General features: G+C 32.8%; 14 protein-coding genes and 1 pseudogene. 11 read left to right on the top strand and 4 right to left on the bottom strand.

Annotated features, from left to right (window positions below; all coding sequences use genetic code 11):
* Nucleotide 1 precedes the first annotated feature (1 nt).
* The 6 genes from ATE90_RS08095 to ATE90_RS08065 all read left to right on the top strand — a co-directional run bounded on the left by ATE90_RS08095 (nucleotide 2) and on the right by ATE90_RS08065 (nucleotide 11,608).
* Complete coding sequence (locus tag ATE90_RS08095; protein WP_101451214.1) at nucleotides 2-2,344, top strand: GH92 family glycosyl hydrolase; 2,343 nt, start codon at nucleotides 2-4, stop codon at nucleotides 2,342-2,344.
* Nucleotides 2,345-2,409: 65 nt separating this feature from the next.
* On the top strand, nucleotides 2,410-6,093 hold the full coding sequence (locus ATE90_RS08090; RefSeq protein ID WP_101451212.1) for a glycoside hydrolase family 2 protein: 3,684 nt from the start codon (nucleotides 2,410-2,412) through the stop codon (nucleotides 6,091-6,093).
* Between the two features lie 120 nt (nucleotides 6,094-6,213).
* Nucleotides 6,214-7,560, top strand: coding sequence for a sulfatase-like hydrolase/transferase (locus tag ATE90_RS08085; RefSeq protein ID WP_101451528.1), 1,347 nt, complete (start codon nucleotides 6,214-6,216; stop codon nucleotides 7,558-7,560).
* A 6-nt stretch (nucleotides 7,561-7,566) separates the two neighbouring features.
* Nucleotides 7,567-9,144: a sulfatase family protein gene (locus ATE90_RS08080; protein WP_036785292.1), complete on the top strand. Its 1,578-nt coding sequence runs from the start codon at nucleotides 7,567-7,569 to the stop codon at nucleotides 9,142-9,144.
* Nucleotides 9,145-9,419: 275 nt separating this feature from the next.
* Nucleotides 9,420-10,799, top strand: coding sequence for a sulfatase (locus tag ATE90_RS08070; RefSeq protein WP_254712310.1), 1,380 nt, complete (start codon nucleotides 9,420-9,422; stop codon nucleotides 10,797-10,799).
* Between the two features lie 14 nt (nucleotides 10,800-10,813).
* Nucleotides 10,814-11,608, top strand: coding sequence for a glycerophosphodiester phosphodiesterase (locus ATE90_RS08065; RefSeq protein ID WP_101451208.1), 795 nt, complete (start codon nucleotides 10,814-10,816; stop codon nucleotides 11,606-11,608).
* Between the two features lie 6 nt (nucleotides 11,609-11,614).
* On the opposite strand, the gene ATE90_RS08060 is transcribed toward ATE90_RS08065, so the two are convergent.
* The 3 genes from ATE90_RS08060 to ATE90_RS08050 form a co-directional block, all read right to left on the bottom strand.
* On the bottom strand, nucleotides 11,615-11,884 hold the full coding sequence (locus ATE90_RS08060) for a hypothetical protein (protein WP_101451206.1): 270 nt from the start codon (nucleotides 11,882-11,884) through the stop codon (nucleotides 11,615-11,617).
* Between the two features lie 127 nt (nucleotides 11,885-12,011).
* The gene (locus ATE90_RS08055) at nucleotides 12,012-15,242 is read right to left on the bottom strand and encodes a right-handed parallel beta-helix repeat-containing protein (protein ID WP_052107527.1); all 3,231 of its coding nucleotides are present in this window, start codon (nucleotides 15,240-15,242) and stop codon (nucleotides 12,012-12,014) included.
* 874 nt (nucleotides 15,243-16,116) lie between these two features.
* Complete coding sequence (locus ATE90_RS08050; protein ID WP_036788119.1) at nucleotides 16,117-16,650, bottom strand: lipocalin family protein; 534 nt, start codon at nucleotides 16,648-16,650, stop codon at nucleotides 16,117-16,119.
* 378 nt (nucleotides 16,651-17,028) lie between these two features.
* On the opposite strand from ATE90_RS08050, the gene ATE90_RS08045 reads away from it, so the two are divergent.
* From ATE90_RS08045 to ATE90_RS13675, 4 genes and pseudogenes are all read left to right on the top strand, one after another.
* Nucleotides 17,029-17,439, top strand: coding sequence for a hypothetical protein (locus tag ATE90_RS08045; RefSeq protein WP_036785303.1), 411 nt, complete (start codon nucleotides 17,029-17,031; stop codon nucleotides 17,437-17,439).
* Complete coding sequence (locus tag ATE90_RS08040; protein WP_143741110.1) at nucleotides 17,436-17,837, top strand: DUF7670 domain-containing protein; 402 nt, start codon at nucleotides 17,436-17,438, stop codon at nucleotides 17,835-17,837. Before ATE90_RS08045 ends, ATE90_RS08040 begins: the two co-directional genes overlap by 4 nt.
* A 580-nt stretch (nucleotides 17,838-18,417) precedes the next feature.
* Nucleotides 18,418-19,044, top strand: coding sequence for a BrxA family protein (locus ATE90_RS08035; protein ID WP_101451202.1), 627 nt, complete (start codon nucleotides 18,418-18,420; stop codon nucleotides 19,042-19,044).
* A gap of 665 nt (nucleotides 19,045-19,709) precedes the next feature.
* Nucleotides 19,710-19,952, top strand: a pseudogene (locus ATE90_RS13675) (type I restriction endonuclease); the annotation flags it as partial.
* A 54-nt stretch (nucleotides 19,953-20,006) separates the two neighbouring features.
* Here the strand turns inward: ATE90_RS13675 and ATE90_RS08025 are convergent.
* Complete coding sequence (locus ATE90_RS08025) at nucleotides 20,007-21,047, bottom strand: zinc-dependent alcohol dehydrogenase family protein (RefSeq protein ID WP_036785305.1); 1,041 nt, start codon at nucleotides 21,045-21,047, stop codon at nucleotides 20,007-20,009.
* A 393-nt stretch (nucleotides 21,048-21,440) separates the two neighbouring features.
* On the opposite strand from ATE90_RS08025, the gene ATE90_RS08020 reads away from it, so the two are divergent.
* The gene (locus tag ATE90_RS08020; protein ID WP_036785307.1) at nucleotides 21,441-22,499 is read left to right on the top strand and encodes a formylglycine-generating enzyme family protein; all 1,059 of its coding nucleotides are present in this window, start codon (nucleotides 21,441-21,443) and stop codon (nucleotides 22,497-22,499) included.
* Nucleotides 22,500-22,530: the final 31 nt, after the last annotated feature.

The following is a 22,530-nucleotide window of genomic DNA, read 5'->3' as shown; positions in this document are numbered from 1 at the left end:
TATGACTAAAACAAAAAATAATTTCAAATCATTACTTGTTGTATGTACACTTGCTGCCATTTTTTTCACATCCTGTAATACTCAAGGACAAACAACAAACTCAAAAGACAAGACTTTTTTAGTAGATTATGTAAATCCTTTAATGGGTACAGATTCTAAAAAAAGTATGTCTAATGGAAATACCTATCCTGCAATTGCCACCCCTTGGGGAATGAATTTTTGGACACCAATGACTGCAGAAATGGGAAATGGTTGGGCTTATAATTATGATGATGATAAAATTAGAGGAATCAAACAAACACATCAGCCAAGTCCTTGGTTAAATGATTATGCTGCATTTTCTTTTATGGCAGTTACAGGTGAATTAAAGTATCAAGAAGATGAAAGAGCTTCTTGGTTTTCGCACAAGGCAGAAACTGTTACACCTTATCATTATAGTGTTTATTTAGCAGAATATGATGTTACTGCAGAAGTTGCTCCAACTTCTAGAGCGGCACATTTTAAATTTACCTTTCCAGAGGCAGATTCTTCATACATTATGTTAGATGCTTTTTTCAAAGGTTCTATGGTTAAAATTTTACCGAAAGAGCGTAAAATTATTGGCTATTGCAGAAACAATAGAGGCGGTGTGCCAGAGAATTTTCATAATTATTTTGTAGCAGAATTTGATAAAGATTTTGAAATGACCCACACTTGGAAAGACAATTGGATACTTCAAAAAAACAACTTAAATAGCGAAGGAAAACACGTTGGTGCAATCATTGGTTTTAAAACCAAAAAAGGAGAAGTTGTAAACGTAAAAGTAGCATCGTCTTTTATAAGTCTAGAGCAAGCAAAAATAAATTTAGATAGAGAAATTGGAAAAGATTCTTTTGATGAAACAAAAGAGAATGCAAAAAATGCTTGGGAAGAGGAGTTGAGTAGAATTAAAATTGAAGATGATAATATTAATAACATCAAAACTTTTTATTCTTGTTTATACAGAGTCTTACTATTTCCAAGAACATTTTATGAGTTTGATGCAGACAATAAAATGATGCATTACAGTCCATACAATGGAAAAGTTTTATCTGGTTATATGTTTACAGACAATGGTTTTTGGGACACCTTTAGGGCTGTTTTTCCATTTTTTAATATGATGTATCCAGAGCAGAATAATAAAATTATGGAAGGTTTGGCAAACACCTATAAAGAATCTGGGTGGTTACCAGAATGGGCAAGTCCTGGACATAGAGCTGTTATGATTGGTTCTAATTCTGCACCTATTATTGCAGACGCTTATTTAAAAGGAAACATTAAAAATGAAAAAACTGCAGAAATTTTATTTGAAGCCATTCTTAAAAATGCAACTGTAGAAGAAGGAAGACCAGTAAGGTCTGTAGGCAGAGAAGGGTTACATTATTACAACACTTTAGGCTATGTACCTTTTGATGTAAATATTAGAGAAAATGCTGCCAAAACATTAGAATATGCTTATGCCGATTTTACGATTGGGCAAATGGCAGAAAAAATGGGAAAAAATGCTATTGCAAAAAAGTATTATGAGCAATCGCATCGTTATAAAAATGTATTTGATCCATTAACAAATTTAATGCGTGGTAAAAATGAAGATAGTACTTTTCAAAGTCCTTTTGATCCTTTAAAATGGGGTGGTGCTTTTACAGAAGGAAATAGTTTACATTACACCTGGTCTGTTTTTCAAGATATAGATGGATTGATTAATTTAATGGGCGGAAAAGAAAATTTCATCAAACAATTAGATGGTGTTTTTACAATGCCACCAAAATATGATGCATCCTATTACGGAAAGGTAATTCACGAAATTAGAGAAATGGAGGTTGCAAACATGGGCAATTATGCACACGGAAATCAACCCATACAACATATGATTTACCTCTATAATTATGCAGGTGTTCCATTCAAAGCCCAAGATAAAATCAGAAAAGTTTTAACCAAATTATACACACCAACTCCAGATGGTTATTGTGGTGATGAAGATAATGGACAAACCTCAGCTTGGTATGTTTTTAGTGCTTTAGGGTTCTACTCTGTGACGCCAGCTACCGATGAATTTATTATAGGAAGTCCCTTGTTTAAAAAAGCAACATTACATTTAAGAAACGGAAATACCTTTATAATTGAAGCAAAAAACAATTCAAAAAATAACTTTTATATTCAGTCTGCAAGTTTAAATAATTCTGATTACCAAAACAGTTTTATTAAATGTAGCGACATTCAAAAAGGAGGTTTTTTAGAATTTGAGGTATCTAATACTCCAAATAAAAGTTGGGGAAGTAAAAAGCAAAACGCTCCTTTTTCTTTGAGTCTAAAAAAATACAAATAGGTATCAATAAATACTTTTTAAATAAAGTAAAATTTAAATTCAAGTAATAATTAATAAAAAGTGATATGTTTCATTTTAGTCCATTTGTTTTATCATCTAATTCTAGATCCGCTTTAGTTCTTTTTAGTTTTTTATCGACTCTTTTTTTGAACCCTTTAAATGCCCAAGATAGTTTACTCTCTAAAGACTCTTTTAGTATTTCAAAACCACAATTTACTAAAGTAGGTAAAGGTCTATGTAAAGTGCAAGATGGCGTTCTTGCAACACGTGACTCCTATGCTTCTATTGGGAGCGCAGAATGGGAAAATTATACGATTAGTTTTGAGGCAAGAACCCCAAAAACTGAAGAACAAGTACAAATATGGTTTGGTTTTAGAGAACAAGGAAGAAACAACCGTTATTTAGTTGGTTTTAAAGGAGGGTTTCAAAATGATATTGAAATAGCTCGCATGGGGCTTATGGGGGATGATCGATTTTTGGGAATTAGAAACTTAGATTTTAACCCAACTTTAGGGGTGTGGTATGCTTTTAAAATAGAAGTATGTAAAAATCGTTTTAGAGTTTTTATAAATAATGAAAACATTCCAAGAATTGACGTAATTGATGATAAAGGAGATATGTTAACTAAAGGCAAAGTAGTGCTTGGTGGCGCTTGGATAAAGAATGAATTTAGAAATTTGGAAGTTACAAGGCTTTCAGATACTTACATGGATCCTATTAAGTCTAAAGAATACTCTTACTATTTAACCCCTAAGCAGAAAGTTGAAAAGCGTATAAAAGAAAGAAAACAATATAAAAAAGTAAAAATTTCTCATATAAACCCAATACGAACAACAATTTCTTTAGATGGCAATTGGTTGTTTAAACCAGATCATGAGTTAATAAATAGAGAACAAGCAATTGACGCTAATTCATCTGATGACGATTGGCATATTTTGGAAGTGCCAAATTTTTGGAACCCTTCTCGTATATGGTTACATGGTGAAACTTTTATGGATGAAGAACACCAAAAAGGGGCTTCTGATACTTATTTTCAAAAAGAAACTGACCGTTGTGAAAACTACACTTTCGATTATAAAAAAACAAATATTGGATGGTATAGGCAATGGGTTGATTTGCCAGATTCATTGAATGATAAAAATATAGAAATAAATTTTGATGCTGTTTCAAAAATGGCAGAGGTTTATGTTAATGGCAAACTTGCGGGAAACAACAAAGGCATGTTTGGCGAAATTAAATTAGATATTACTAAATTCCTTAAACCAGGTAGTAATTTAATTGCCGTTAATGTAATGAAGGATTATACTAAAGATATTAAAAATGCTAATGAAATTGCTACAATAGCCGTTACTGTAGAGGTAACAAACCAAATGCTAAAAGATATACCTCACGGTTTTTTCCGTGATGAACCCGTAGGTATTTGGCAACCAGTGAAGTTAATAATTACAAATCCTGTAAAGATTGTAGATACTTATATTAAACCAAATTTGACTGGAGCACGTTTTGAAATACAACTAAGAAATACAAGTAAATTAAAAAAGATATTTAATTTAAATACGTCTATAAAAGAAAAGGGGACAGATGATATTTTAATTGAAAGGGAATCAATAAAAAAAATCATACTAAAAGAGGGTGAGTATAAAACAGTCACTTTTGAAATTAATAATCTAAATCCCAAATTATGGTCTCCTGAAACCCCTAATTTATATAGTTTTAATTTTAATTTAAAAGAATCCAAAACTAATAAATTATTAGATTCAGAAACAATCCAATCTGGATTTAGAACATTTGAAACCAAAGGAGATTATTTCTATTTGAATGGAAAACAATATTGGCTGCGAGGTGCGAATCATACGCCCCATGCTTTAGGTATTAATGATGCAGATTTGGCAAACAAAACTCTTCAAATGTATCATGATGGAAATATTGCAGTAACTAGAAGTCATACAATACCATATAGCGAAGTTTGGCTAAAAGCAGCAGACGAAAAAGGAGTAGGAGTAAGTTATGAAGGTACTTGGCCTTGGCTTATGATAGGAATTGGAGAAGGATCCATACCTAAAAAAGAATTATTGAATATTTGGTCTAATGAATGGATTAGATTAATGAAAAAATATCGAAATCACCCATCTTTACTATACTGGACAATTAATAATGAAATGAATTTTACTCACAAAAAAGATAAATTATCTAAAATGGAACAGAAAATGCAAATTGTTTCTGATGTGGTAAAGCAAATGCGCATTGCAGACCCAACTCGTCCAATATGTTTTGATTCAGGGTATACTAGAAAAGCAGTTAAGAATAACCCTAACAAGAACTTTTTTCAAAAATACGATGATGGAGATATTGATGATGGTCATAATTATCAAGGATGGTATAATACCTCAGTATTTGATGTATTTGACAAAAAACAACTTCTAAACAGAAAAACGAATGGACGCCCTTTAATTTCGCAAGAATGGTCTTCGGGATATCCAAATACGGAAACTGGACACCATACACGTTCTTATTTATGGCAACATCAAAATACACAAACCCATATAGGAAATCAAGCGTATCCTTTTGGAAACCCTTCCTACAGTTTAGAAAATAATGCTTTTTTAACTTCAGAATTAGTAGAAGCTGTTAGAAGAACGCATGATAAATTAGCTGGTATGCATAATTTCTCAAGCATCACATGGTTTCAGAATGTGTATGATGCAGAAAAAGTGAAACCATATCCAACGTATTACAGGATGAAAAACTCCTTAAACCCAATATTAGTCAGTGCTGAATTATGGGGTAGACATTATTTTACTGGAGATAAATTACCTACACGTTTTTGTATCGTTAATGATAAATTAAATGGAGAAGATTTAGAGGCATCTATTTTAGAATGGGAGATCACTTACGAAGACAATAGAATTGTTTCTTCTGGAGAATATTCTATTCCTAAAATTGCTCACTATTCACGCAAATGGTTAACTCCAAATATAATTTTGCCTGAAAATTTTTCAGGAAATAGATTAGATGGTAAACTAAAACTGTATTTAAAACAAAATAGAAAAGTTGTTGCTAAAAATGAATATAATCTTTTCATAGCAAAAAAATCTTGGGTAAAACCTTTACATAATTCTAAAAAAATTATTGTCGTAGATTTTGATAATAATACAATACCTGTTTTAGATATGTTGAATTATAAATATATAAAAGTAAATACCCTAAATGAGGCCTTCAGCAAAAAAGCAGATATTTATATTGTCTCTGGTTTATCTGATGTTAAAAATTTTGATACTAAAAAAGCTAAATTAATTTTAGACAATGTAAATAAAGGAGCAAAAGTACTATTATTAAAAACTGGTGAAAAAGCTATTGCTATTTTTCCAAAGCATATTACTAAATACCTTAACAAAAAGATGGAAACAGCTCATATAGATATAACAGAATCAAAAGTTTTTAAAGATTTAGAATATTTTGACTTACGTTATTTTTCAAATCCCAAAGCAGAAAAACCATTAGTTTACTCCGGTCTATATCAAATTAATGAGAGTAAGTCAAATATAGTATGCATAGCATCTGGATGTCAACACAGATATGCCAGAGGCCAGGATAGAAGAAAAGAAATGTTAACTATGAAAGGGTTTCCGATAATCTCTATTACAAATAAAGGAAAAGCAGTATTTTCGGAAATGATGACTAATAAAGGTTTGTACGATCCTGTTGCTGCAAAATTAATAATCAATTTAATTTCAGAAACATTAGAATAATAATATCAATCTTGCATTTATAAAATGGAAAATTTGCTATTTTCTTTGAGTAGAACAAAATAGAATTATATCACAGTATTAAATTGATTATGAATGAAAGCTAAAAAAATATTTTTTTTAATGATTAGTATATTTTTTTTAGGATGCTTTTCATCGAAGTCACAGGTTGGTAATCCCGAAAAAACAAAGAAAAACCAGAAGCCAAACGTTATTTTTATTTTAACAGATGATCAAGGCTCTATTGATGTAAATTCTTATGGAGCAAAAGATTTGGTAACTCCGAATATGAATTACATTATAGAAAACGGAATCAGTTTTACTCAATTTTACGCCTCGCCTGTTTGTTCGCCTTCAAGAGCTGCTTTATTAACGGGTAAAACTCCTCAAAGAGCAGGTTTATCAGGAAATGCTGTGCCAAATTCAAAAGTAAAAAAAGGACTTCCTGGTACAGAATACACTATGGCAGAAATGTTTAAAGATGCAGGTTATGCTACAGCTCATATTGGAAAATGGCATTTAGGCGATGCTCCAGAAATGACTCCAAATGCTCAAGGGTTCGACCATTCTTTTGGTCATATGGTGGGCTGTATAGATAATTACTCGCATTTCTTTTATTGGAGTGGACCTAACAGGCACGATTTATTCAGAAACGGAAAAGAAGTCTATTATGATGGACAATTTTTTCCTGACTTAATGGTCAACGAAGCTTCTAATTTTATTGAAGAAAATAAAAAGAATCCTTTCTTTATGTATTTTGCTGTGAATATGCCGCATTATCCATATCAAGGCGATGCAAAATGGCTAGACTATTATAATGATAAAGGAGTTTCATATCCCCGAAATTTATATGCTGCATTTATTTCAACTTTAGACGAAAGAATTGGTGCACTACTTAAAAAACTCGATGAATTAGGGATCAAAGACAATACTATTATTGTATTTCAATCTGACAATGGTCATTCAACAGAACAACGTGCGCATTTTGGCGGAGGAAACGCTGGGCCTTATAGAGGTGCAAAATCGAGTTTGTTTGAAGGGGGCATTCGAGTTCCAGCAGCCATCACTTGGCCAAATAAAATTCAAAAAGGCGCCATTAGAAATCAGTTTGGAGTAAATTCAGATTGGATGCCAACTCTGGCAGAATTATGTGGAATTAAACTTGATTCACAAGATTTGGATGGTAAAAGTCTAGTTGACATCATCAATAATGAAAAAGAAAAAACTCGGCATACAGAGGGCTATTGTTGGCAATATCAAGATATGTGGGTGGCACGCAAGGGAAATTGGAAATTGTTAGGGAACCCAAGAGATACTAGCAAGAAAACATATAAATTAAAGGAAAAAAGATTCTTGGTAAACCTTGATGATGATATTGGTGAAACTATAAATTTGGCTAAAAAACACCCAAATAAAGTTATCGAATTAGAACAACACTATAGGAATTGGTTAAAAAAAAATAAAAACTAAAGTAAAATGAAAAATCTATCTTATACAGTATTACTATCGCTTATTTTAATTGGATGTTCTAGTGCTAAACCAAAACCCGTACAAGAAACGAAACAACCTAATATTCTTTTTATCATGTCTGATGACCATACGAAGCAAGCTTGGGGAATCTACGGTGGGGTTTTAAAAGACTATGTACAAAATAGAAACATAGAAAGGTTAGCGAACGAAGGAGTTGTTTTAGAAAATTGTTTGGTTTCAAATTCAATTTGCACGCCAAGTAGAGCTACCATACTGACAGGACAGTATAGCCATAGAAATGGTATTACAACATTAGGAAAAGGGTTAAGTCCTACGTATAATAATATTGCTAAAGAAATGGGTAAAGGAGGTTATCAAACCGCTATAATTGGTAAATGGCATCTAAAACAAGAACCAAGTGGTTTTGATTATTATTGTGTCTTGCCAGGTCAAGGCTTGTATAATAATCCGATTATGAAAACCAAAGAAAATTGGAAAGACTATAATAAAGGAGGAAAAATATACGAAGGTTTTAGTGCTGATATCATTGCAGATAAAACAATAAATTGGATTGAAAATAGAGATAAATCAAAACCATTTATCTCTTTTTGTCATTTTAAAGCGACACATGAACCCTATGATTATCCAGAGCGTTTCTCTAATCTATATATTAATGAAACAATTCCAGAACCGACCTCTTTGTATGATAACGGACCCAATACTACAGGACGTTCACTAATTGGTCAGTCTATAGATAGTCTAGGAAATCGATATGTTTTTTCAACAAATAATCCTGATAAAAGGTCAGATTATATGCAATACCCAGAATTGCCTTTTTCTATTGATGGATTAAGCAAAAAAGAAGCAAGAAGTAAAGTATATCAAAAATTTGTAAAAGATTTTATGCGATGCGGTGCGGCAATTGATGATAATATAGGTAAGCTTTTAGATTATTTAGAAGCGTCTGGTTTAGACGAAAACACGATCGTTATTTATACAGCAGATCAAGGATATTTTTTAGGAGAGCATGGTTGGTTTGATAAAAGATTGATTTATGAAGAATCCATTCATATGCCATTTGTAATTCGTTACCCCAAAGAAATTCCCGCAGGAAAACGCAATAAAGATATTATAGAAAATGTAGATTTCTCTGCATTATTTGCAGATTATGCGGGGATAAAATATCCAGAAAATATGCAAGGTAAAAGTTTTAGAGAAAATTTAAAAGGCAACACTTCTAAAGATTGGAGACAATACGGGTATTACCGATATTGGCAACATCAGAAAGACAGACCAGGTCATTTTGGAATTCGTGGAAAGCGTTATAAATTAGCTTTTTACTATGGAAAAGGGTTTAAAAATAATCATAAACAAGCAGATGAAAATACGAAATTTTGGGATTTTTACGATTTACAAAAAGATCCTAATGAACTCCATAACGCCTATAAAGATTCAACATATCAAAAGGTTATAACAAAATTAAAAAAAGAACTTCTCAAACAGAGAGAGCTTTTAGGCGATACAGATAAAGATTCTAAAAAAATACAAAATAGTATCAAGACGTATTGGGATAGTAAATCTTAAAAAAGAGTATTCAATAATTTAGTAAAGATCAATGATTCTATTGTAAATAGTATTGTTTTTAAAAGTATTGTGTTTCGATACTTAAAAAGACAGGAAATTTTTGAGCTACCTAAATTCATGAGTTTTTCTGCAATATTACTCGCGATATAAGAATCTTGACCAATAAATACTTTATTGTGTGGCATTAAATAAATCAATAATTAGTAAATAAAAAATGTATAATAATGAGAGTTAGAAAAAAGATAATATTTTTTTATGCTGTGTTATCTTTTCACATGATAGCAAATTGTCAAAAAACACAAGTCACTCAAAAACCTAATATTCTACTCATTTGTGTAGATGACCTTCGCCCGGAATTGAAGAGTTTTGGAGCTGACTATATTAGCTCGCCAAACATTGATCAATTGGCAACAGAAGGCTTTAAATTTCAGAAACATTTTGCAAATGCTCCTAGTTGTGGACCATCTCGATATACTTTATTAACAGGGCAGTATGGAACAGCAGGAAATAATGCGCTTTTTCTTCGGGCAAATAAAATAAAAGAGGGCACAAAAATAATAAATCAAAGTATGCCGGAGTGGTTTAAAACACATGGTTATACAACGGTTTCAGTTGGGAAAGTATCTCATCATCCTGGAGGGAGAGGTGGTAAGGATTGGAATGATAGCACAAAAATAGAGATGCCAAATGCATGGGATAGACATCTTATGCCGGTTGCGGAATGGGAGCATCCACGGGGCATTATGCACGGATTGGCTAACGGAGAGATTCGCTTAAAATCAAGTGATATGAACGTTTTTCAAACAGTAAAGGGAACTGATAATATATATCCAGATGGGGCAATTACAGAGGAGGCATTGAAACAATTAAAAGAACTCACTACAATTAATAAAAATCCATTTTTTCTTGCCGTAGGAATTATCAAACCACACCTGCCTTTTGGTGCGCCAAAATCTTATTTTGATCAATATGAAGGTGTTCAACTTCCTTCAATAGAACACCCTGGAAAACCAGAAGGGAGGAGCACATGGCATGGTTCTGGTGAATTTAAGCAATATAATCGTTGGGGTAAAAACGCGAATACAGATACCGTTTTTGCGGATGAAGTGCGTCGTCATTATGCAGCTTGTGTTAGTTATGCGGATGCTCAAGTGGGGAAAATTCTCGCAGAATTAAAACGTACAGGAGCGGATGAAAATACCATCGTTGTCATTTGGGGTGACCATGGTTGGCATTTGGGAGAACACGCAATTTGGGGGAAACATAGTTTGTTCGAGGAATCGTTACATTCACCTTTAATAATTCACTATCCTCGTATGAAACACAAAGGCGCTAACACAGATGCGATCGTGGAAACCTTGGATATTTTTCCGACATTATGTGATTTAACAGGAATTGAAATTCCTAAGTATGCCCAAGGGGTATCACTGAAAGGAATATTAGTAGATCCAGAAATACCTGGTCACACGGCTTTCGCATATAAAAAAGGGGCTTCAACAATAAGAACTTCAACGCATAGGATGATACTTCATCAGGACGGATTTGTAGAATTGTATGATCATACTACTGCAGAAAAGGAAACAAAAAATGTAGCTGTAAAATACCCAAAATTAGTTGAGGAATTAAAGAATGCTTTAAATACTAGATTAAATTAATTAAATAACAACATATGATTTTAGCAACTAGATGTATCTTTATAGTAGTATTCGTTTTAAGTAGCATGCTAACGAATGCTCAAACAAAAATAATTGCGCATCGCGGATTTTCAGGAATAGCTCCCGAGAACACGCTTATTGCTTTTCAAAAGGCGATTGAATGTAAAGCGGATTATTTCGAGTTGGATGTTCATAGAACCAAGAATGATTCTATTGTTGTTATTCACAATTCATCTATAGATAAGACGAGCTCCAATGGTTTTAAAGGAGAAATTGCCGAAATGAATTATAGTGATTTAACTGCTGTTAAAGTAGGTTACAGTGCTAAATTTGGTGATAAATATGAAAATGAAAAGATTCCAACTTTAAGAGAAGCCCTTGCGTTGGCAAAAGGAAAGATTAAGGTCTGCATTGAAATAAAGGTTTATGGAACAGAGAAAGAGGTTCTTAAAATTGTAAATGACCTTGGAGTAAAAGAGGATGTAATCATATTTTCTTTTAAGTACCCCGTATTAGCCAAAATAAGACAACTGGATAAGAATATTCCAATCCTTTGGCTCATAAATAAAGCAGATAAAATGACCCTAGAGTATGCTAAAATTATTGAATTGAATGCTATTGGAGTTGGACCTGAAACTACTGTTACAAAAGAGTATCTAAACTTTGCGCACGAAAACGCTATTGAAGTGTGGAAATGGACAGTAAATAAGGAAGATGAAATGCAACGATTAATTGATCTTGGATTAGATGGATTAATTACTGATTTCCCAGATAAAGTCTTAAAAAAAACAAAGCAAAACTCAAAATAAACGCAACTAAATAAGGCGTTTATTCAAAACGTTGTTAAAGCCATCAATAGCAATGTTTAAAAAAAGAGATGGTATTTGTAGTTTTTCTAACTTGCTAACAATTAATTTTGTTTCTACTAAAAAGATAGGAATTAGGATGACCGCCGTTGGTTTCATTTCTAACAAAGAAAGGAAGAAATCATTTTCGTGTATTACTTTTCCTCCATTTTTAAAATCATTTCTTTTATTTAAATTCACTTTAAAGGTAATGTCAAATTCAGGTGGTACTTTGATCATCCGTAATTATAAAAACAATGTTTGGTTTATTATTTTGTGAAATGAAAGATTGAATGCAAAATAAAAAACAAGGTTTTAAAAAAAACCTGTTTTTTATTTTTAAGTGTTTCTTGTAAAATTATATTTCTTAATTAATCAAGAATTTTTTAGAGAAAAATTTAGTAGGTGTTTTACCTACTAATATATAAATACCAGTTTGTAATGAATTCGCATTTACTCTTTGATTTTTAGCTACATCTTTTAAGGTTAAAATTTTAACTCCTAAAATATTATATATTTCAATGGATACTGGTTCTGTTATTGTATGTTGTAATTCTAAAATTTTTGACGATTTATTATAATAAACAGAAAGTTTAGTTGCTAAAAAATCTTCTTTATCTAAAGATAACGTTAAGCCAGAATCCCAAGCACCAACGTCATTACCATCAGATCCAAAATCAATAGGGCTATGTTCCGTAAAACTTACAGCATCATATTCTACTTTACCAGTAGTTGGATTAAATGTTAGATTAGAAGATGTAAGGTCTGCTGGAGTACCTGTACCTCCTTTGATTCCTGTTATAGAACCAGTACCTTCATCTTGATTATCTACATTAGTACTAATCCATTGTGCTATAGAAGTCTCAAAAGTTTGTGTTCCATTAGGACCTGCACCCCAATCTGATGGAGCATTTTGATCATTATTCAATTTATTATTATAAAATAAGCTATTTGAAACAGTAGTATTACCGTTATCTGTTCTTATTGTTCCATAATCTTGGTTAGTAGTACCGGTTGTATTTTGAAAAAATGTACAATTTGTTATACTATTTGTACTACTAGCCCCTGCAATATATAAAGCAGCACCACCAACGGCACCAGCATCACCAGTTGTTTCATTATCATAAAAAGTAGAACCTGTTATGGTGAAATTTGCTGAATTAGCATACAAAGCCCCCCCTTTTGTAGCTGCTGAATTACTTTTAAAAAGTGAATTTGTTATTGTAATTGTTCCTGATTGCCCAAAAATAGCACCTGCTTCTTCTATCGAAGTATTACTTTCAAATGAGCTGTCTATTATATTCAAATTTCCATTGGCAAAAAATATGGCACCACCACCAGCTCCATTAGATACAGAATTACCCGTTATAATGCAATTATTAAAAGTGGCTGTAGCCCCAGCATTGTTATTAAAAAACACACTACCACCTGCAAGCGATGTGTTATGACCTGAAAACGTAAGATTTTTAAAAGTAACATCTGCCGACGTTGCTCCATTTATTGTAAAGAGTCTGTCTGTACCACCATTTCCATCTATAACTGAGTTAGCATCCAAACCTTCTATAGTAAATGCAAAATTCTTAGAGGTTAGATTAGCGCCATCTGGTGCAATGGTTCCTATAATTATAAGTTTATCACCTTCAGAGGTTATATTAGACATGGCAACGCCAAAGTTGTCTAATGCATTTGATTCACTTGTGCCATCCATACTACCAGCACCTGTTGCAGAAACATAAACTATATTTTGTGTAGTTATTTGGTAATCATTGGTTTGTATTGTATTAGACGCTGGAGAAGTCCCTATTGTGTTTGTGGATTTTAACCTGTAAAAATAGTTTTCTTGTTGTAAATCTGTATCTGTATAAGTTTCTGTATTTGCAGGAAGTGTTGCAATTGTCTGAAAGATAACACCATCTGATGAGCGTTCTAAAATATAGCTATCTTCTTCAATAGATACATCATGCCATGTAAGTTCTAAATACTTTTCTGTATCTGTAAACATATAATCATTTGGAAATAACTTTCCTGGTGTATCTGGCAATACACCATGTGAAGTTCTATCTTCAAATTGAGCGGTATATAAAGATTGTATTCTTAAATTCTCTCCAGTTCCCTCAATATAACCTACTGGATGCCTAAAAGGGGCCTCTCCATTAACAGTGGCATCACAACCAATAGCATAGTTTTGACCAATAGGTGGTTTTTGAATTGCTATTTGATTAGAAGGTGCACTAATATTCCAAGCCACGCCGTTCGTTAAAGTCCAACCATGCCCTGTTCCATAGCTCCCTCTATTGTGTAACCCTAAAATACCAGTTGCATTGGTGTTTGTCCAAGAAATATTATCCCAAAGTACTCCTTGACTCCAACGTCTATGGGACTCGGATCTGGTGTAATCTCCAGAAGATGAACAATTGGTAAACACAATTCCATTAACATCACTCGCTCCATTAGCAACAAATGTATGCCTACCGTTAGATGCCGTGCAATTTTCAAAAAGAATATTGTTACAGAAGTCAGTTACTTCGAAATTGTATCTCCATCCTCCAGAAATTGGCCCATGCATATCTAGGACATTGGTATCAATTACAGAACAACGTGTGGCTTCATCAAATTTAACACCTTGGTCGCTCACTCTTAAAATGGTGACGCCTTGGACCCAAGAATTATCTACCCCAATCATATGAATACCTATTTTGACATGATCTCTGCCTGTTACTCCTGATGATTCTACAAATATTCGTAAGTTTTCAACACCACATTCTTTTAATTGACTATTACCATTATATGTGTACACGTAGGATTGAGACAATGACCGATCTAATGTATCGTAAATAGGCGTTGCTACCTGAATTTTGTTACCATCAATACTCGTAATATGTCTATTGAAAACTAAATTTATTGTATTCGGCTCCCACGGGGCGTCCGAAGCAACACCGCCATTATCAACTGCTGCTAACCACGCTGCTGTACTAGGATGTTTTATGATAATATTATCACCAACATTATAAACTGATGCATCTGCAACTTCAATAGTTCTGCTTCCAGCTGGAATATAAGGGCTCATAATATCTTGCCTAGTTCCTGCAACTTGCCCTCCAAAACCACTTTTGTTATTCGTGCCAATTCTAATTAGTGTTCTTTCGTCTGGAACGTTCCCTACGCCTCTAATAATTGTATTTGTTGTTGCATTTTCACCATCTCCAGAACCACGTAGTACAACGCCGCTTCTATTTATGATGAGTTCACCACTAACAGGATATTCTCCTGGTAATAATAACAAGGCTCCTCTATGTCCATTTGTGTTTAGTACTAATGCTTCTACTTCGTCAATGGCAGCTTGGATATGTGCTGTGTTATCTCCAGCGACAGGACTTATTTCTTTAACAACTGCTATAGTTGGTAATGCTTCTTCACCATTTTTATAACCTACATAACTATAATCAGGAATGTGATTTCCATCTTCATCAGATACGTAAACTAACTGATTTGAATTGTTATAGAAAAGGATAGATGGCTCATATTGCGCCTGAATAGAGTTTGATACAAAAATTAGGAAGTAAATTGTAGCAATATTTAAATAAGTGTTTATTTTCATAATTTATATTCTTTATTCTTTTTTTGTAATATTAATACAAAAGAAAACGTATTCATTAATTTAAAATTAATATTTACTTAATATGTAATATTTTAAATATAAATTTATTTTAAAAAATTGATATAGCATCACATAAAGAAAAGTTTTCAAAGATTAGATTTGGGAATTTATTCGGCTAATGTAGTTTGTAATTTTTTATAAAGAAGATAAAGTTTAGCAGAATTTACAATCCTAATCCTGCAATTCCGCACCTTAGGCTATGAATTTTTGGATACCAATGACATCATAAAATATTCTTCAAATCCTCATGTAAATGTTACTTTTTTAATCATAAGTTCATTATTATTTGATACTGCTGTCTTATATAGTTCTATGCATATAATTCTAAATAAAACTTTACGGATTTTCGCAAGGCTTTACTTTTCAAGACGAATTTACTCAAAAAGAAACTCTGTTATAAAAATATTTTAAAAGAGTTATGTGTTAAAGATAGCTTGATGAAGAAATAATATTTTAGGATAAACCTCAATTAAAGGAGATGATTTTCGTAAAATGAGCATACCTCTAGAATGTCAAAATCAAAAAGTAGTCGATGGGATAAAACAATAGTAATTATAATTTTAATTTAGCATTTTTTTAATTGTGTGTTATTTTTAAAGCATATACAATTATATAAAAAGACCGAATATAAAAAATGTACCTTCATTTGTCAAATAGTGGAAGGTATGCCATAAGTTGTTTTTCCTAAATATCCCAACTATGAATGATAATGCGCGGTTATGATAGCCAAAATAGCCTTAACCTGTCCACTTTTCAAGGGGGAATAATATGTGTTAAAATATAATTATAGTCAAAAAGATGATTTTATATACAATCAGATATCATGATGAATCCACAATAACTTAGAGGTGTCGAAACCAATATTTTCTGCAATAGTGAGGTAGCTAGTTTTTATATCATCAGGTATATTAGGTTCACGAGATAAGATCCAGAGATACTTTAGACTCGCACCGGCAATAAGTGCATAGGTATATTCCGCATCAATTGCTAAAACGTTATAACCGCCATAGAAAGGACCAAAAAAGGAAACTTTGAGCATTGCGATGCGCTCATCCTTTACAAATTTCGCTTTACCAATTGCTTGTTTCCATTCCTTTTTAATGGTATTATATCCTTGGTTCACCACTTTAATAGTGCCATTTTTATTTAGAGAATAGACGGCAGTAGTGTTGTCTAAATTTCTTTCAAACTTAAAATCAAACCGAGCTATTTCGTACCATTTACCAAGGTATTTCTCTTTTTCAAACGAGGTAACCGCAGTGGCATTTTTAGGAATAGTGGCACATGAATTTAATCCGAACATAATGTGTAAAATTAGAAGCGCATACAATAGAGTGCTGTATTTCAATGTTTTTTTTTTGATACAAATTTTCATCGAGCTCGCAATTACACGTATTTCCTTATGTAAAGAGCAAAAGAACTATGTGTAGGATATTAGCTCTTTAGACTATCGTTTTACGAGGTGTAAAAATTTGAAATTGTTATCATTTATTTTGTGATAAAAATAGGGGTTCTTGCAGTTCTAAAATATGATGTAAGTCATCTGGATTGGTTTTTTTTAAAGGAGTTATATAGTACCTATAAGCGACTATTTAAGCTTATTTTTTTTGACAACTGCAGCCACTAAAAAAGGCCTCTATGACGTGGGTCATAGCATTGGTGCATAGGCTTTATTACTTTTGAAACATAAGTTATATGGCAACAACGCTGGAAATTTTTATAAACTATGAAACAAAGTCAAAAAGCAGGGATTGTAGGAGGTTTGATGGCCCTCAGTTTTTTTGCGTATAATCTGTATGTTGCGTTTGGCATCAGCAGGGGGGATGACTTTTCTAAATCGTTATACCCCGAGGTATTCATAGCGATTGGAATTCAAATTCCGCTGCTCGCACCCGCACTTGTTTTGATCTTCGTAAAGCACTTTGAGAAAAGTGCTGCTTGGATATTTTGGTCATATCCCGTTGTTATGGGAGTAGGATTGTTAAATACACTATTAGCCAAAGATCCTATTACTGCCGGACTTCCAATGGTGTTATTCGTTTTACCTTTTTGCATTATTCATGCGATATCAGTATGGGGCTTAAAAATAAATCTTAAAAGCGAGGAGCAAGATACATCTAAGACTAAAATAAAATGAAAAAATCGATCCAGCTATTTCATTGGTTACCGCGGATTATTTGCATACTCGCTATTCTTTTTGTGAGTGTATTCGCAGCAGATGCTTTTTCACCCAAACTAACCATCTGGCAACAATTTAGTGCCTTTGTCATCCATCTCATTCCATCATTTCTTTTAATTGTCTTTCTTATCATTGCATGGAAATGGGAATATATTGGCGGTATACTCTTTATTCTTATTGGTCTTGGCTTCAGTCCAATTGTTTTTCTACACAACTATAAAATGAACGACTCCATTTTAATGAGCCTTGTTGTTATAATGACTATCACAATGCCATTTGTTATTGTGGGGGTTCTTTTTATAGTGAGTCATTTTCTTAAAAAAAAGAAGCTTCCTAAAAAACCGATTAACAAATAGTAGAAAAGTAAACCAGCCGATACACATTTTACAATTAAGTACTCTTAGTAAGCTGCTTGCGGAAACCCGCCATTTTAACTGCGGTTTACCACAAGCGATTACTTCATTAAAAACGATCTTTGGTGCATACCTTAAAAAGTAAGTATTACAAGTACCGAACTCAACAGAAAATATTTGAAAACGAAAGATGTATAGAAATTGGAAGATGACCAATATCATAAAATAAATGCAGTATAGTTTTTACTTTTGAAAGACAAACTAAAAAAATTAATAACTATGAAAAGAAAAAGATCTCCTCACAAAAGTGGTTAAAATATTTATTACTATGATATTGCTTGGCAGAATTGTCTTGTCTAAGTATGTCTAATACTCAACTTAACATAAGGTTTGTGCACAGTTTTTCGGAGCTAAAAAAGCAATCAAGCACAATAAATATAACTATAAGCATAGATCTTGCTTAGCGTTATTTATTTAAATCTGATTTGTTGATTTCTACATTTTTTTTATAGAAAAAATGTGCGGAATGAAAAGAAATGCTTGAATGAATATAATATAACTATTAATATTTTTGGAATAATACATGAACGAAGCCAGCATAAGTATGAATAAATATGATTTTTCTTTTACTGTGTCTTTCCTTCGATTAAATGAGATGATACTTGTAGCGAAAGCGTACCTCGAAAATAGACCTGTCGATTTTGTAAATGAATTAGGCATCGGTAAATCTTCAGCCGGTAAAAGGTTATTGCTAGAGTTTGAAAAGCGAATTTCAAAGTTAACAATACAGCAATTAAAACTTTTAGCAAATGGCGATTTAACAACACAAAAGCAAATCGCTTATTTATCAGCATGCAAGACTTATGGTTTTATCCGAGATTTTGCTGTAGCTGTTTTAAGAGAGAAATACTTGGTGTTCGATCATCAAATAAGTGAGAGCGATTTCATAAGTTTTTATAGACGAACGAATGATTTACATCCTGAGATGGATGAGTTTACAGAGCAAACGATTAAAAAATTACGCCAAGTAACCTTTAAAATATTAGAGCAAGCAGGCTTAATTGATGCAGTTCGCAACAGCCTGATTATTCCACAAATTATGGATGATACTATAGCTAAGTCCATCATACATGATAATCCTGAATGGCTGAAGGTTTTTTTAATAAGTGATATCGATATTAATAACTGGACAAATAAATGGAAAACATAGCTTCAAAATTTGAGTATAAATATGTAATAAAGGTATCTACTGAAAGCTTTTTAAATAAGCACTTGGAGGGGAGGTTTCTTTTTTTATTGCACTCTACAAAACCTGACTAAAGAATCAACAAGCCTATCGAATGGGTAAGACGAAAATCATATATTTCATTTATTATGTAATCATTTTAAAGTTATGAGAATTGATATTCCAGTAAAAGACAAACAAAAAAAATCGCTACCTAGTTATCGATTAGCTCCACCAAAATAGAAAATTTAAAATAACCCAAACTTCAAAAAAAAAGGCTTTTATAGCAAATGTTTCTATAAACTATGAAAAACTATTGCGCACGTTTTTTGGTTAGATAAGAGTATCACTTAATCCAACAATTGGTTGGTTTGGGCTACAAATCTGTTAAAGTAATGGATGGTAATGCTTTCGTTTCTAATTTAAAAATACAACTAGAAAACTTTTATAAAGCTAGCTATATTGATAAATAGTTTGATGGGATTCTCAACCATTTATCCAAAGGCAATGTTTTTGAAAAAGCAAAAACGTTAAGAGACCGTTTTAGTTTTAACAAAGAAAACTAGGAAATAACTTATGTGCGTTTTTTCGATTCCGAAAATTAGAACAATAACTTATTTTAAGTGACCAACTAAGTCACGTTAGAAGGAAGTTTTAAAAACAGATATAATGCTATTTTACTGGTCAATGGATTGCCACTGGTTCAAATAGAATTCGAATGCAGAAGTATTGAAATTAAGGAAGCGTTTAATCAAATGATTCGGGATCAATTGGATTTATTTTGGAGCAACCACGGCTTGTTTCAATATGTGCAACTTTTTGTTATTAGCAATAGTGATTGTGTCTTTTTTTGTTTAGTTATAGAAGTTCACACCCTGCTAAAAATCCCATAGTTATTTTTAGCAGGGTGTGAACTTTCAATTACGGAAAGCCTTGGTAAGCAATCTTTATTCAGTATCAATAATAATTTTCATAGCTTTTTCTTTAGCACCATTTAAAAATACTTGATACGCATGTTCCAATTCTGAAAGAGGGAAATGATGTGTAATCATTTTCTTTAAATCTAAATGATTCGTAGCCGCAGCTTTTAATAGCATGGGCGTTGTATTGGTGTTTACAAGTCCGGTAGTGATGGTCAGATTTTTAATCCATAATTTTTCAATATTAAAATCTACCTTTTTGCCATGTACACCTATATTGGCAATGTGTGCCCCTGGTTTTACAATTTTCTGACAAATATTCCAAGTTGCGGGAAGTCCAACAGCCTCTATAGCCACATCAACCCCTTCAGTACCCACTATTTCTGTAATGGCTTTTGCCACGTTTGTAGTTCCAGAATTAATGGTATGAGTAGCACCTAATTCTTTGGCTAATTGTAGTCTGTTGTCATCTAAATCAATCATAATTATTTTAGAAGGCGAGTAGAACTGCGCTGTTAAAAGTGCAGACATTCCAACCGGACCTGCACCAACGATTGCAATTTCATCGCCGGGTTTTACATTTCCATATTGCACACCTATTTCATGACCAGTAGGCAGTATATCACTTAATAAAACCGCTATTTCATCATCAATGTTTTCAGGAATGCTATGCAAGCTGTTATCGGCATGAGGAATTCTTACATACTCTGCTTGAACGCCATCTATCATATAGCCTAAAATCCAGCCTCCGTCTTTACAATGTGCATACATTTGTTTCTTACAATATTCACAAGAACCACAAGAGGTAATGCACGAAATTAGCACCTTGTCTCCCTTTTTAAACTGAGAAACACTTCCTCCAATTTCTTCGATAATACCTACACCTTCATGACCTAAAATTCGGCCACTTTCTATTTCGGGGTTTTTGCCTTTGTAGATTCCTAAATCAGTACCACAAATAGTTGTTTTTAAAACTTTTATAATAACATCTGTTGGTTTGATGATTGTTGGTTTTGGTCTTTCTTCTAGAGCGATATTATGATCGCCGTAATAAACTAATGCTTTCATTTCTTTCTTCTTTTTGGTTTATAATTATATTGAACTGGTCTTATCAAGAAAAGTGTGCTATTTTATCGATATTTATTTTTGGATAAAAGGAGGTGACACGATTTATAACTTTTTGTATTAGGTATATGATGCTTTAAATTAAAGATAAATGGTATGAACATGATAACAAATGATCTGGGTCATGTATTGGGTTTTATGGCAATAAGTTATAATTTTAGTGCACACGCAAAGTGCAATCGTTTAGTACGCATTATAATTACGTGATTTCATTTTTACAGGGGATGCTGCGCTTATTTTACATTTATAGCGCTATTTTTTTGAGGATAAACGATACATGTCACGAGTTGTGCTCATAAAAATAAAGTATCTTTAGCTTTTAAAATATGTACACCCATGATGCGCGCGTTTCTACAACCTATACTACTTCTTTTTGTGTTTTTTATAGCCTGTAAAAAGGAATCAAAATCCACAAGTACCCAGCAAACCGAAACTCCGAAAGGCATGGTTTGGGTAGTCGGAAAAACATTTTTACAAGGTGCAAAGGCCTTAGATGCCTTTGCGATGCCAAGAGAAAAGCCTGGGCATAAAGTTACTGTGGATGGATTTTTTATAGATAGTACCGAAGTAACAAATGCACAATTTAAAACTTTTGTTGCAGCTACAGCATATGTAACCATTGCTGAACGAGCTATAGACTGGGAAGAATTAAAAAAACAATTACCGCAAGGCACGCCTAAACCACATGATTCTATTTTACAACCTGGTAGTTTAATCTTTAACAAAAATGTAAATGCGGTGGTAAACATGAATAATTACCAACAGTGGTGGACCTGGAAAATTGGTGCAAACTGGCAACATCCAGAAGGGCCAGCATCTACCATTGAAGGTAAGGATGCTTTTCCGGTTATACACATTGCTTATGAAGATGCGTTGGCATATTGCAAATGGGCAAAAAGGAGGCTGCCAACGGAAGCAGAATGGGAATCTGCAGCACAAGGAAATAATGCATCAACCATTTTTACATGGGGCAATGATCCAGCAATATTAACTACAAATGCTAACACTTGGCAAGGCACTTTTCCGGTGAAGAATGAAAGCACAGACGGTTTTGAGTTGATTGCTGCTGTAAAATCATATCCGCCAAATAGTATTGGTTTACACGATATGTTGGGTAATGTTTGGGAAATTACGAGTGATTTATTTAATGTGAACCATTACCAAGAGTTAGATTTATCTGAAGAAATAAGAAATCCAACAGGAGCAAAAACATCTTACAGTCCCAGCAATCCGTATCAAGTAGAGCATGTTATAAAAGGCGGATCTTTTTTATGTCATGTATCCTACTGTGCAAGTTTTAGGATTTCTGCTAAAATGGGCGTAAGTATCGATTCAGGCTCTGATCATGTCGGGTTTAGAACTGTTGCCACACCAGCGATGCTCTTGGAAAAGTAATTCTAATTACTTTTAAGAATATAAACTTGGA

The organism is Polaribacter sp. Hel1_33_96 (genome assembly GCF_002846595.1).
Classification (GTDB): domain Bacteria; phylum Bacteroidota; class Bacteroidia; order Flavobacteriales; family Flavobacteriaceae; genus Polaribacter.
Note: the sequence above shows the minus strand (reverse complement) of the source record. Positions and strands in the feature narration are given on the sequence as shown.